Origin of the sequence: Vibrio tetraodonis (assembly GCF_003350295.1) — a bacterium.
Lineage (GTDB): Bacteria > Pseudomonadota > Gammaproteobacteria > Enterobacterales > Vibrionaceae > Vibrio > Vibrio tetraodonis.
This window is the reverse complement of the sequence record NZ_QLYY01000017.1, coordinates 70843-83640: the sequence shown is the minus strand read 5'-3', so window position 1 is coordinate 83640 and position 12798 is coordinate 70843. Positions and strand designations below refer to the sequence as shown.

Annotated in this window: 11 protein-coding genes; 4 read left to right on the top strand and 7 right to left on the bottom strand. The window is 37.2% G+C overall.

The annotated features are described in order from the left end of the window. On the bottom strand, nucleotides 1–546 hold the full coding sequence (locus DPF90_RS13380; protein ID WP_162814028.1) for a hypothetical protein: 546 nt from the start codon (nucleotides 544–546) through the stop codon (nucleotides 1–3). Between the two features lie 103 nt (nucleotides 547–649). Between DPF90_RS13380 and DPF90_RS13375 the strand changes: the two genes are divergently transcribed. Next, nucleotides 650–970: a helix-turn-helix domain-containing protein gene (locus DPF90_RS13375; protein WP_114786840.1), complete on the top strand. Its 321-nt coding sequence runs from the start codon at nucleotides 650–652 to the stop codon at nucleotides 968–970. Between the two features lie 146 nt (nucleotides 971–1116). Here the strand turns inward: DPF90_RS13375 and DPF90_RS13370 are convergent, their stop codons facing one another. Genes DPF90_RS13370 through DPF90_RS13355 form a run of 4 tightly spaced genes read right to left on the bottom strand, consistent with a single transcriptional unit; the run spans nucleotide 1117 to nucleotide 7910 of the window. Beyond that, nucleotides 1117–2496 carry a tyrosine-type recombinase/integrase gene (locus DPF90_RS13370; protein ID WP_240314518.1) on the bottom strand — a complete coding sequence of 460 codons (1380 nt, stop codon included), beginning with the start codon at nucleotides 2494–2496 and terminating at the stop codon, nucleotides 1117–1119. Continuing rightward, nucleotides 2493–3074 carry a hypothetical protein gene (locus DPF90_RS13365; RefSeq protein ID WP_240314517.1) on the bottom strand — a complete coding sequence of 194 codons (582 nt, stop codon included), beginning with the start codon at nucleotides 3072–3074 and terminating at the stop codon, nucleotides 2493–2495. Before DPF90_RS13365 ends, DPF90_RS13370 begins: the two co-directional genes overlap by 4 nt. Before the next feature lie 10 nt (nucleotides 3075–3084). After that, entirely contained in the window at nucleotides 3085–5475 is a 2391-nt protein-coding gene (locus DPF90_RS13360; RefSeq protein WP_114786838.1) for an integrase, read from the bottom strand. Then, nucleotides 5466–7910, bottom strand: a complete 2445-nt coding sequence (locus DPF90_RS13355; RefSeq protein ID WP_114786837.1) for a hypothetical protein — start codon at nucleotides 7908–7910, stop codon at nucleotides 5466–5468. The genes DPF90_RS13360 and DPF90_RS13355 overlap by 10 nt, the downstream gene beginning before the upstream one ends. Before the next feature lie 188 nt (nucleotides 7911–8098). Between DPF90_RS13355 and gloA the strand changes: the two genes are divergently transcribed. Continuing rightward, a complete protein-coding gene (gene gloA, locus DPF90_RS13350) occupies nucleotides 8099–8515 on the top strand; it encodes a lactoylglutathione lyase (protein ID WP_114786836.1) in 417 nt (138 codons plus the stop codon). A 57-nt stretch (nucleotides 8516–8572) separates the two neighbouring features. Here the strand turns inward: gloA and motY are convergent, their stop codons facing one another. Continuing rightward, nucleotides 8573–9457, bottom strand: coding sequence for a flagellar protein MotY (gene motY / locus DPF90_RS13345; RefSeq protein WP_114786835.1), 885 nt, complete (start codon nucleotides 9455–9457; stop codon nucleotides 8573–8575). A 194-nt stretch (nucleotides 9458–9651) separates the two neighbouring features. On the opposite strand from motY, the gene rnt reads away from it, so the two are divergent. Both rnt and DPF90_RS13335 read left to right on the top strand, forming a co-directional pair. Next, nucleotides 9652–10311 (top strand): ribonuclease T, encoded by a 660-nt coding sequence (rnt, locus tag DPF90_RS13340; RefSeq protein ID WP_114786834.1) that lies wholly within the window; start codon nucleotides 9652–9654, stop codon nucleotides 10309–10311. Between the two features lie 26 nt (nucleotides 10312–10337). Beyond that, nucleotides 10338–11663: a Na+/H+ antiporter family protein gene (locus DPF90_RS13335; RefSeq protein ID WP_114786833.1), complete on the top strand. Its 1326-nt coding sequence runs from the start codon at nucleotides 10338–10340 to the stop codon at nucleotides 11661–11663. Nucleotides 11664–11734: 71 nt separating this feature from the next. On the opposite strand, the gene bamC is transcribed toward DPF90_RS13335, so the two are convergent. After that, complete coding sequence (bamC, locus tag DPF90_RS13330; RefSeq protein WP_114786832.1) at nucleotides 11735–12760, bottom strand: outer membrane protein assembly factor BamC; 1026 nt, start codon at nucleotides 12758–12760, stop codon at nucleotides 11735–11737. Nucleotides 12761–12798 lie beyond the last annotated feature (38 nt).

Sequence of the window (12798 nt, the reverse complement as noted above, 5' to 3'; positions counted from 1 at the left end):
TTATGCTCTCTCATGTGACAACGAGTTTAGCATATTTGTAATGGCATTAATGTTGCCCATAAACAAAGCAGCCTTTTCGTTAGCGGCACAATGCAGACGTTCAAGAAGCTGAAGTTGCTCGGGATATTGTTCTTTTAACCTTTTGTACTTATCTATTTCACTCAAAGTGACTTCCAACTCTCCTTTTAATCTGTTGCGCTCAACCGTTTGCTCAGAGTAATCGTTACTATCTTGGTTGGTAACGGAAACTTTTGGGAGGCTCTTTCTTACGCGTGATTTGGGTTTACGAGGCTCAAAAGAGAGCGAGTTGAATTCATCCGTTTTGAAGTAACGTTTTTCTCTGTGAGAACCTTCACAGCGTAACCACCCGCTTTCTATGCACTTTAATAATTGCCGATAAACAATCTTCCGGAGTTCATTGATATCTTTGGGGCTTTCGGGGAACAAACGTGCAACATCTCTGGCTTCTACAACTGAAAACCCATCCATGTTCTTTTCTATCAACAACTTATAAATATATTCATTTATTTTTTGAGAACGTTTCATTTACTACTCGAACAACACAAAAACTAAGTATTGCTTAGTATACATAAATAAGTAAAACTAAGAAAATCTTAGTAACAAAGAGTCAAACAAGCATGAAACATCAGTGTCAACAGACAACCCAATTCCCAAGCGACTCAAAGAAGCCCGAAAAAAAGTGAAGGTCTCTCAGAAAACATTGGGGGTTCGTATCGGCCTTGATGAAGGCGTAGCAAGTCCACGGATGAACCAGTATGAGAGAGGGGTACATACTCCTGATGTTCGTACGCTTAAGCTGATGGCTAAAGAGTTAGGGGTTCCTTTGAGCTATTTCTTTTGTGAGGATGAATCAACTGCCGAGATAGCAACTGCTATTTCAAAATTATCCGAAGATCAGCGAAATCAGGTGCTTAATTTTATTTATAGTCTTAAAAATGAGGTTAAATAGATTCTAGAAATTTTCTAATCATTAAACTATCAAATATTATCTTATTGATTTTAATTGACTATTCTGAATAATATCACCAAACTAATTGTATTAAAAATTAGCCTATTTAATACGATAAGCATTAATTCCATATTAGTTACCTGCCACTAACATAATGAATTTTCAATATCATATTCAAATGCAGATAATATCATATCAATCTGTAATAACCCTTCCGTCATGGTAATGCTTTTATCCTTCAATTGTTGTTTAAGGCTTTGCACTTGACGTTGAACAATAGTTACTGAATCCTTTAACTTAACTGCATTATAAATTTCGCTATAGCCATTCAGCTCCGAAAAAACAAGATTTATATAAATATCAAGAGAATAGATCCGGGTATGTCCAGTCCATTCTTTCAGCTGCATTTTAAATTTTTCTGTATGTAATAAATGCTCTCTAAACTTATCAACTGATGTAATTTCCTTATGCTGTAAAATAATTTCTTTAAGCTTGTTAGTAATAAAGGCATGCCGGTATAAGTGAGCATGAAGTTCCCCTTCGATTCCTAAATCTCTCTTCCATTTATTCATATATCTCGTTAAAGTAGCACTTTTTAATCTCTTTCCTGTTGTCAATGATATGAATAGATAACCATGATCATTTTCTTTACCTATTGTAGATTTAATCACCTTTTTTCTAACTTTATTAATATAACTTTTAATATCAGTTAATAATGCTGAAGTAACAGGAATACTACGAGTGGTATTATCATCTTTCCTTTTTAAATTAGTTAAAGTCAAATGTGGCTCAACACTAGATCCTATCGCATTTTTTACATCATCAACCGTAATCAAATGAAGTTCCTCAACACGAGCACCAAGCTGCTCCATACATTGGTATAACGCTATATCACGCATTCGCTTATTTCTATTTTCTTGGTCTTGAATATAGTTCCAAACTTTTAAGGCATCATCTTCACTAACAGGTAATTTTTTCTTAACTGCATCCTTACTAGGAAAAGAAGCATGGCTAAATATCTCTTCTTCTCTTTTATAATTAGATCCTTCAATGACTTTTTTAGATTTTGTTATCTTTACAATAATAGAATTTTCTTTGCCTTGTCCGATAAAATTTTCGATTTCATGGAGTTCCTGGACAAATACTAAAAAGTCTAGGCATCTTCTAGCTATATTAATTACATGATTGTTTGTTCTAGCTCTCTCTCCAAACTCATCTTTTTCAGCTTGTAAGTATTGTATAAAAAGCCTAAACGAGGAATCGGTAAGATTACTAAACCTTATCTGGTTTTCATGACAAAATTTCACTATATGAATTATTTGATTAGCATAAGTCCTTAATGTCCCAGCTGTTCGATTATGAGTTAAAAGTCTATGCATATACATATTAGCTTCATAGCATGGTACCCCGCTAGCATAGGTAATAAAAGGAGTATCACTCGCTTCAACCATATATAACTTATGGTCCAATGGAGAATAAAAATCCCAACGTTCAAAATCACCTAAATAATTAACCGCCCCCATCATCGGTCTCCTTTAAGCAATTCAATACACTCAGTACAAATACCAAAGTTTTCAAAATCTCGTATTTTTAATATATAATTAAATTTTTCTTCGACTTTCCTATTAATCTCTTTATAGCTAGATCGCTTATCATCTATCGAATCGTCTGATTCGGCCATTCGCTTTAAATCTCCACGGAGTTCACTAATCATTATAGTTAGTAGGAAATTACTTTGCCGCATCTTCAAAAGACTAGTTTCTAACTCATCAACCATATTCCTTAACCCTACTTTAGTTGATTTATTCACTTTACTATCGACATCTATCATACTGTTTTCAAGCGAATCTAAAGCACTTTTCCTTAAATAATCTAGCTCAGAAAACCCTCGCTCAAGCAGAGATTCACTAGCATTTTTTAAGGTATTTAGAGAACAGGCTGTAATATCTCGGTCTTCGTCAGTGTATTTTGCTAAGTTTCCTTGTGATTTTAAAGCGGATTTAATTATTTCATTATTTATAAAACCTGAAGGGGATTCAATAATGTTCTTTAGTAATTTTTTTGTTTCGATAACTTTTTTCTGATTAGTTTCTAATGCCTTCATCTTTTTGCCTCTAATCTAATTCTTTTACTTGAAGTATTAATGTGAAGTCATTTATTTTATTTCCATCTTTTTCAATGGTAAAAAAATCAGGTTCAAGGGTTATTACTTCATCTTCTAATAACTCAAGGATTTGAGACTCCAATTTTTCTCTTTTCTTTAACTCATCGATATGAGGAATGGTTTGATAGTCATCTGTATTTTCATAATCTTCAATCGCGGCTGTAAATGTTGAAATAGATATATTTTCTTTTAAAACACCATAACGTTTTTCCAGTACTTCTGATAATCCCTGTATATCGTGAAGCTGCTGTTTCCCTAGTTCATCAACGATATAACTTGCCTTTATACCATTTAATACCCTACCGGTTTCACTTTCGGTAATATAATGATATAAATGCTGTATATCAGTATGCCCCAACATCCAGCGAAGTGTCTCCATACCTGCGTGATCAAACCCTTTTGACCAGAAAAAAACCATTGCAAAAAAACGGCGAAGTTGATGCTGACGAATATAATAACGACGTAATTCATCATCTTCACATTCCACTAGAGGTGTTTCAAAATAATCACACACCAAGTCAAGATAATTATTATATAGATTTTGATCTATCTTCTCTAATTGATAAGTTTTCTTATTCAGATTGGGGAATAACGAGAGTGTATTCTTACAAATTCCGGAGTTAGCTGCAGCTATATTGAATTGCTCCAATTTCCAGATAATTAAAGCAAAAGATCGAGGTATTGGACGTTTGATCGTAGTATTTTGACCATGTTTCCCACCGTTTCCCGATTTTTTTAATTTAGCTATAAGATGGTAATCAGTCTTTTTTCCTTCTTTACTGCCAGGATCGATATTGGGTGATAAATTACCATGACTTGTGAGACTAGATAGTTCATCTTGTCGCTTTGCCATAATAACACCAGTTAAAGTCTGAATAGAGCCAATTAGAACACCAAAAAGATCAAACATCCCTTCATTGTTACGCCTTTTTTTAAAGCGATTTACATCCCTAGCCGATACCGATATACACTGAACTCCCATATCCAATAGTGTGCTATCTATAAAATTTAAAGCTTCTTTTTTAACCCATGCCGCACGTTCTGTTCGGGGTTCCTCAGGATTATGCCCTTTACAGCCCTCATAGATATAATTGGGGTTAGAATTCTTACCTGTACTCTTCGTTGCTGCTTCTTTTAGTACAGACAGCACAGAACTCAAAATCACATCCAGATTCAATTTGGTGAAGTCGTAACAATCTCTAATTAGATCAAATACTAATCGAGGTGGTAATGTTTTATAACGTCCCACTTTTTTAAGTTTAACATGCTCACTAATTCGCTTTGTAGTGAGTCTTTTCATAGTACGAGGGGAGAATTGGCTAACCCCCTTTTTACCATGCACTACATTAAGTAATTTTAAGCTATGTAAGTATTGTTTAATCGCTTCTTTACCCATTCCTTCTGAAACATCACGGTTAGGAATAGGCCTAAATTCTGTTTGTTCTACTTTGTCGGATAGTTTTAGTTCTTCGATACATTCGGCAGAAAAATCAAAAGGAATAACTTTTCCTTTGTAAAACTGCCAGAAAAGAATATTACTGTTGCCTTGAGGTTTTTGTGAAAGCTTGCCACTTTTCAGTTGACTTTTATAATATCCGACTGTATTTAACCAATAACATGCCTTAACCCTTTCTGTTGTTGAAAACCCCAATAATTGCTCTTCATTCAGTAACAATCTAGTAATATATGGATGTTCATCTGCAAATTGAGCCGATTCAATTCCATCAATTAAAAGGATATGTTGTTTCAAATATTTTTTTACCTGATTGGTATAATCATAAATTCCATTTGTTGTATCGCCTTCTTCTGCCAATTTAACCATCACCGCCATCAGAAAATCATCTGATAACCCTGATAAATGACGAGTAGAAATATTAATATTTTCGCCATAAATCAAAAGTGCATTGATAAGTGATATCACTTTCAAAATGGACTGATAAACTGTATGACCTTTTCTTAATTTACCACTATTTTCCAATGGATTATCAGTAGCTGTCACCCAATATTTAAAACCATTTAACAACGGAATGTGTTTTGTATCAGTAAGTTTCAGGCCATCATTTAAAATAACTGAATCCCATTCTATCGTCTTGCAAAATGGTCTTTTATCCCCATTTTTAATTTCTATATACCAGACAGGATCAAAAAAATTATTTAACAACCAGTACGGTTGGCGTTCATTATAATTATAAATGCCTGTGACGTTATTTGTTGCAATTTTTAATGCCCGAAAATCACCATTAGCTACCGAAACTCTATGCAGATTAGTGAGTTCTTCTTTTGTCATCTCCGATAACTTTATAGAACCATTTAATACATTATCAATTAAAGTTAATGACATACTAAGTTTTCCTTAAAACAATTCATATCAAGGGGATTATCAATTGCTTCTTTATATAGAGGAATCAAGTCTTTATCTGCCCTTCGATAATTAGTTGCCTTACCATCAAGAGAAAAATGACTAAGAATAAATATTGCAGCTTGGTGCCACCTCTCTACAATTGGCTTAAATACATCATGTTGTGATGCAGAATCCATCATACTCTGTATTGCTATCAAAACTTGAAAAAGTGGGGTCGTTAACGTAAAAACTAATTCATCAATATTTTCTATAATAGATTGATTATCTTCGATGACAGAGCATGTTTTTGCTTGTTCAAGGTTCGCCGGTAACTCTTTTAGACCGTGGTTACACAGAAACTCTTCCAAACTATTCTCATCAAAATCTAAAGCATCAAAGAGAAATGGTGATTCTTTCAAAGCTTCGAATATAATTGCGTTTTGAAACTGACGAATCCAACGTTGATTAAAATAGTCCATAAGAGGTTTTGGTAAATAACTTTCTAACATATCGAAATTCACGTCCTTGTGCCCCAGAGCTTCTGCAACTGCCTTTAATGAATGAGTTTCAAGATAAATTTGTAAAGCCCTAGCTTTGCGAATGCTGCGAGGAGTTACAATAGCAGCTAACTCTTTTGCCTCAGACTTAGTTAAGACTCTATTTAACACCTTCGTATGAATTTTATATATAGATAAAAATGGCTTAATATTAATTTTGAACGGAATGTTTTTTGGATTATTACAATATGTATTAATAATTAGTGATTTATGATAGGCACCTTGATGTGCTAATGCATGCCCAAGGTTATTTGGTCGTTCAGGTTTATTTAATGATGCTTTTAGCATCATATATCTCCATTCACTTCTTCCTTGTTTTTTTAATGTGTCTCTTACATAACTAGTATGTTCAATTAATAAATTAATAATTGATTTAGAATAATCGTTTAAAATAATTTCTTGTTGGGCTATGGAAGCTCCTTTTCGGTTTTTAAAACTAACTGCTACCCATAGTTTTCCTACTTGTTTAAAACCAACTTTATTACTATTTTTATCATAGAGCTCCCACTCTTGGAGCCAAGCTGGCGTTATTTTAGGGTGTTCTAATACCAAAAGAGATACTAATACATTTAATGTAGATATTGTTGGTAAATTAAGCTCTTTTAATAACTGATCTCCTTCACCGGAAAAACCTAAAAATCCAGTTCTACCTGAAACGCCTCCAACACCAAAACCATAGTGATAAAATGTGGCAACTACGTTATCTAAGTTATTAATACCAATCGGATAACCTTGTAATCTTATACCATCACGAGGAAGAGGTTTAACTTGACCACTCTTAATATAATCCACATTTCTCATGTGGCGCTCTGATATCTGTTTAAATAATTTATGGCTAACAAGTCTAATATGCTTAAGATCTCTATTAAGCTGATCATGTATTAACTGTAATACTTCTTCATCTTTTATTTCAAGAGGCATATTAACCAACCAACGATCCTCTTCTTTTTTACTTAATTTTCCGCCGATAGATATACAATTTTCATTGTCGGATGGCTCTTTAAAGGAAGGAATAAGGAATGGTTTAATCGGCTCCTCAAATACATTTGTATCAATGAAACACTGCGTAAAATGACTAACAATTGCTGTCCATTGTAAATGGAATGTCTTAACATCATTACCGCTTATCATTGTCTGGAATAAGAGAGAATTAAAAATACCTTCCATAAATACTGTAGAGTTTTCAGATTTTAAAGAATGCTCTAAATTTTCCAAAGTCGTACAATGTTTTGTAAATTCATTAAATAGCATAATAAGGTTGTTAACAGCATTTCTTGCAGTATCTCTCTTTAATGTTCGAGTAAAGTTATTGATTACTGAATGTATATAAGATGTAAATACTTCTCCATAACAATCAAAAATAGATGCAAGATGAAGATTTCGCTGGTTTCCCAATTTATCTTGGTAATACCATCCTGAATAATATGAAAGCAATTCCTGATTTAAACTAAATGAACGAAATATTCGAATACAAACTAATTCATCTGGTTTTTCTCTACGATCTGATAATTTAAAATTATTTAGAGTAATGTTATATGATAATGAAAAGTGCGAAAAGATCTTGATAAAGCCTATGCTATAATTGTAGCTATCTCCTTTTGAAAAGCCTACATGCTCACTATACAGAAAGCCAATCAAAGCAGAGAGGTGCTCATTTAATTTGTTTTCGTTGTTTCGGATATCGAGCGCACTATATGCAGTATTTGATGGTTGAGTCACGACACTTACATATAGTGAATAAATATTCATATAGGTTTCATACATATCCTTTTTTACTATGCGCGGTATCTTTTGCATAATATCCAATAACTCATTACGATACCCAACACCTAGAACTAATTTAAGTTTTGGGTAAAAATTTAACTGTTTTGTATTCACGTTAACTAACCTAATTAAACCATTTCATTTAGATAGGTTATATAAACATTGATAATTGTCAATAATACAAAACACATCAAGAACAAATAAATAGCGTTGTAAATCAGTTAGTTAATCAAAAATTGATAACTAAGTTAAATCTGGAAAACAACGCTAAGGTTTACCCTGAGAGTTAGGAGAAAATAGCAATGTCAAATGGACGTATTTTACATACCATGCTGCGCGTTGGTGACTTAGATAAATCAATCGAGTTTTATACGAAAGTCATGGGAATGAAACTCCTACGCACCAACGAAAACAAGCAATACGAATACACGCTAGCATTCCTAGGTTTTGGTGATGAGTCAGAAGGTGCCGTGATTGAACTGACATACAACTGGGGAAAAACTGAGTATGACCTTGGTACAGCGTTTGGTCACATTGCTATTGGTGTTGATGATATCTATACCACTTGCGATGCTATCAAAGCTGCTGGAGGCAATGTCACTCGTGAGCCAGGGCCAGTCAAAGGTGGCTCAACACATATTGCCTTTGTCAAAGACCCTGATGGATACATGTTGGAACTTATCCAAAACAAACAAGCCTCTGCTGGTTTGGCTGGATAACTAGCACAATTGAAAAAGGCAGCCATCGCTGCCTTTTTCTCATCTAGAGAGTCACGACTAGACCTGAGTCCTACCCAAAGATATTACCACTCTGCGGTTTTTATCTTTTCCTAGCGGTGAGTTATTATCGGCTACAGGCCGACGTCGACCGTACCCCTGCACTTGAATCCTATCTTCAGGCAGACCCAAAGACTGAAAATACGTTTGCAGTACCTCTGCTCGCTGCTCAGATAAATTTTGGCTCATACTCTTAGGATCTTCATTACCTGTATAGGTAGATACCAAGACCAAATCTATATCCTGATTGTGTTTTATGTATTCAGCTATCTGGGCCAAGCGTTTTTGTGAAGCTTTGCTGAGCTCTACACTTGAACGGTCATAATGCAAAATAGTAAAGGCTATATCTTCGAAGCTGTAAGGCAATAAGTTAGCAATGCAATCGCTAAACGCATTGTATGAGTTTTGAAATAACACCGATGACAAGGCGACCTCGATACGCTGATCTCGACTCTGCCATTCTTGATAGCTGAAAGTGGGATAACGCCCTTTTTCTAATTCCGTCAGCAAACTCCAAGCAGTTTGCCCACCGACATAACCATCAAATTGTTGGAAAAACTGAATATTAGTAACACGTTCTCCCTTATCACCCGGCCGCCAAGCTGGAGGTTGAGACACCAAATAAACGTCTCTTGTTTTGCCCATCGGACGTTTCATTTTAAGCTCGAAATCGAGGTTAATTTTCTTACTCGCATGAGAAGAAAAAACCGCATCTCCGTAATTAGGTATTGGATGCACCATACGACACTCCAGAGGAGTATTGGTAATCATTTGCCACTTTGACTGCTCTGGCTTAGCACCATAATGCACATCCATTGCCATAACAGGAGTGGCAATAGAGGTAATAACCATGGTTGCTAAATGAGTGGCTAACCGTTTCTTCATCGTTTGGAGACTCTCTTAAAAATGCGGCTTATTGTTGCCGTCAGTACTACTACAGCAAAAACAATGCAAAATCCTCGCCAGAATACACGCTGCCATATTTAATAGAATCGGACTTGCTCATAAGTGATTATGAGGTTTTTCTTATCCCAAGAATCTGCAATAATGCAGGCTTTGTCACATAATATTAGGCCAACATGAGTGCAGAGAACGAAGCTTTAACGCTTAAAAAACGCTTTCGCGGATATTTCCCCGTGGTAATAGATGTCGAAACAGCAGGATTCAATGCCAAGACTGATGCTCTTTTGGAGATCTGCGCTGTCACTCTAGCCATGGATTCTAATGGTGATCTAAAACCGGCTTCAACCATGCATTTCCACGTTGAGCCATTTGAAGGGGCAAATATAGAAAAAGAAGCGCTCGACTTTAATGGCATTCACGACCCATATAGCCCTCTGCGAGGTGCGGTGACAGAGTCTGAAGCACTCAAAGAAATTTATAAGCTTGTACGCAAGGAACAAAAAGCGGCTGACTGCAGCCGTGCTATCATTGTCGCCCATAACGCCACTTTTGATCATAACTTTGTGATGGCGGCCAGTGAGCGTAGCAAGCTTAAACGCGTCCCTTTTCATCCCTTTGCCACTTTTGATACAGCAACACTGAGCGGACTAGCTTATGGCCAGACCGTATTAGCTAGAGCATGTAAAGTCGCCGGGATGGATTTTGACAACCGAGAAGCCCACTCTGCACTATACGATACACAAAAAACAGCAGAGCTATTTTGCGGCATCGTTAACAAATGGAAAGCGCTAGGCGGCTGGCCTATTGTTGACCTAGATGCCGAGAATAATAAATAAAAGTAAACACAACTTATGAGTAAACTATGAATCCTGTAGTAATTTCTGTATGTATCATGCTGCTGCTAGCACTGATGCGCGTGAATGTCGTGGTCGCCCTGACATTCAGTGCCATCATAGGTGGACTAGTCGCAGGAATGGGATTAAATGACACAGTCGCGGCCTTTGAAAGCGGGCTAGGTGGAGGGGCAACTATAGCACTGAGCTACGCTATGTTAGGTACCTTTGCCGTGGCTATTTCCAAATCCGGTATCACCGATTTGTTAGCCAATAGCGTCATCAAGCGTATCCATGGTAAAGAGAATGGCGCCGCATCCACAGGGCTAAAATATGCAGTCATCATTGCATTAGTGCTAGTCACCATGTCCTCACAAAATGTCATTCCCGTACATATTGCATTTATCCCAATCCTGATCCCGCCGTTACTTGGGGTATTTGCCAAGCTCAACCTTGACCGTCGAATGATCGCCTGTGTTCTAACATTTGGTTTGGTCACACCTTATATGGTACTTCCGGTAGGGTTTGGTGGCATCTTTCTAAACAACATTTTGCTCAAAAACCTTCATGATAACGGTCTAGAATCCGTCACTGCAAGTCAGGTTCCTGTCGCTATGCTGCTGCCTGCGGCTGGTATGATCTTTGGTCTTTTAGTTGCGATTTTCTTTAGTTACCGTCGCCCTCGCCAATACCAAGAAACTGAACTCACTCACGTAGAAGAAAATACCGCGTCAATCAACAAGAAAAATATTATGATTGCAGCAGTGGGTATTTTAGCAGCCCTATCCGTTCAGCTAACTACTGGGTCAATGATCATTGGCGCTTTAGCTGGGTTTATGGTCTTTACCTTTGGTGGTGTCATCGCTTGGAAAGAAACCCATGATGTGTTCACCAAAGGGGTACATATGATGGCTATGATAGGCTTTATCATGATTGCAGCAGCAGGTTTTGCTGCGGTAATGAAGCAAACAGGTGGTGTTGAGTCTCTAGTTGAAGCGCTTTCAACAAGCATAGGTAATAACAAGCCTTTGGCTGCACTTCTGATGTTGGTTGTTGGCCTACTTGTGACAATGGGTATAGGTTCATCTTTTTCAACGATTCCTATCATTGCAACCATTTATGTTCCTCTAGCCGCGGCGTTTGGTTTTTCACCAACGGCAACTATCGCACTAGTAGGTACTGCAGCCGCATTAGGAGATGCAGGTTCACCCGCCTCTGATTCGACTTTAGGCCCAACTTCAGGTCTCAACGCTGATGGTCAACATGAACACATATGGGAAACTGTGGTACCAACCTTTATCCACTACAACATCCCTCTAATTCTATTTGGCTGGGTAGCCGCCATGGTTCTGTAATCCAGTTATCTCGCATTAAAAAAGCTGACTAAAAAGAGTCAGCTTTTTTCTTTTTTAAGTATCCAAACTCGCTAGTCAGTGTGCTTATCTGCAACTGCCGATAATACAGGCACCATATCTTTTAATAACTTCTCTTCGACTGGTTTTCCAGACGAGTCAGTCACATTAATTGACGTACGGTTACCTAAGTCACCAAATAGGAAAGTATATTTACCCGATGGCAAATTGATCGGCTTGACACCAACCTTAGTCCAGAATTCATCGTTAGGCTCTGCGTATTTTGCCTTAACGGTTCCTTGCGACTGGTTACGATCTTCAATGGTAAAACCCATTTCTGGCAACAGGTTAGGCAAACGAGACCAGAGTGTATTATATGGAGAACGTGCAATAATCACAGGGAAGCCACTGCGATCCGTACCCATAGTAATTGGGATATTCTTAACCAGCTGTTCTGCTCGACGAGCAGCTTCTTGACGAGCTTCTAGATCATAACGAGCCATCACTAAGTTAGTCATTAGTACGTTGTAGCGCTCTTTGTTTGTCGAAGAAACAGGCTTTGTTTTCCCAGCTTCACGCCAATCAATTAAAGAAATTTTAAAACCGTAACGACTGTTTGCTTCCATTTGGGTGATTTCGTAACGGGAACCAATCTGCCCATCTTCGTCTTCTGAAACCCAAGTTACCCAGTCAGTTTCGATACGATCATCAGTTTCCTCACGAATAGAAACCTTGCGTTCTGCAAGCATGGTTTGTACGGTTTGCCAAACCTTGTCTAGTTCATCTTTCTTCAGCAACCATAGTACTACCTCTCCACCATGACGTTCAGCACGAGCACCAGGGATAAGCTCAAGCACTTGCTGAGGAGGACGAATATCGACATCTTTCCCAACTCCCCCAGAAAAGTTTCCAGACGGGATTTGGTAGTTGGGATAAATTTGAGTTTCAGCTCCTGCAACATCTTTCCACTCTGTTAGTGGCTTAGCATCGAGATACTCAAAGTCATCTTTGGCTTGGCGACGCTGAGTAGGTCCACCAGAGCATGCGCTCAAAACAAAAACAGCTAGCGAACTCACGACTAGCTGATGAGACAATTTCATTGAAACTCCTGATAAGTAAATGCCGAAGTCACCTTCGG

Excerpts from the sequence above, each read along its gene's own strand:
- DPF90_RS13360 (WP_114786838.1), bottom strand. The coding sequence starts at position 5,475 with ATGTCATTAACTTTAATTGATAATGTATTAAATGGTTCTATAAAGTTA.
- DPF90_RS13370 (WP_240314518.1), bottom strand. The coding sequence starts at position 2,496 with ATGATGGGGGCGGTTAATTATTTAGGTGATTTTGAACGTTGGGATTTT.
- DPF90_RS13335 (WP_114786833.1), top strand. The coding sequence starts at position 10,338 with ATGAATCCTGTAGTAATTTCTGTATGTATCATGCTGCTGCTAGCACTG.
- DPF90_RS13380 (WP_162814028.1), bottom strand. The coding sequence starts at position 546 with ATGAAACGTTCTCAAAAAATAAATGAATATATTTATAAGTTGTTGATA.
- DPF90_RS13365 (WP_240314517.1), bottom strand. The coding sequence starts at position 3,074 with ATGAAGGCATTAGAAACTAATCAGAAAAAAGTTATCGAAACAAAAAAA.
- gloA (WP_114786836.1), top strand. The coding sequence starts at position 8,099 with ATGTCAAATGGACGTATTTTACATACCATGCTGCGCGTTGGTGACTTA.
- rnt (WP_114786834.1), top strand. The coding sequence starts at position 9,652 with ATGAGTGCAGAGAACGAAGCTTTAACGCTTAAAAAACGCTTTCGCGGA.
- bamC (WP_114786832.1), bottom strand. The coding sequence starts at position 12,760 with ATGAAATTGTCTCATCAGCTAGTCGTGAGTTCGCTAGCTGTTTTTGTT.
- motY (WP_114786835.1), bottom strand. The coding sequence starts at position 9,457 with ATGAAGAAACGGTTAGCCACTCATTTAGCAACCATGGTTATTACCTCT.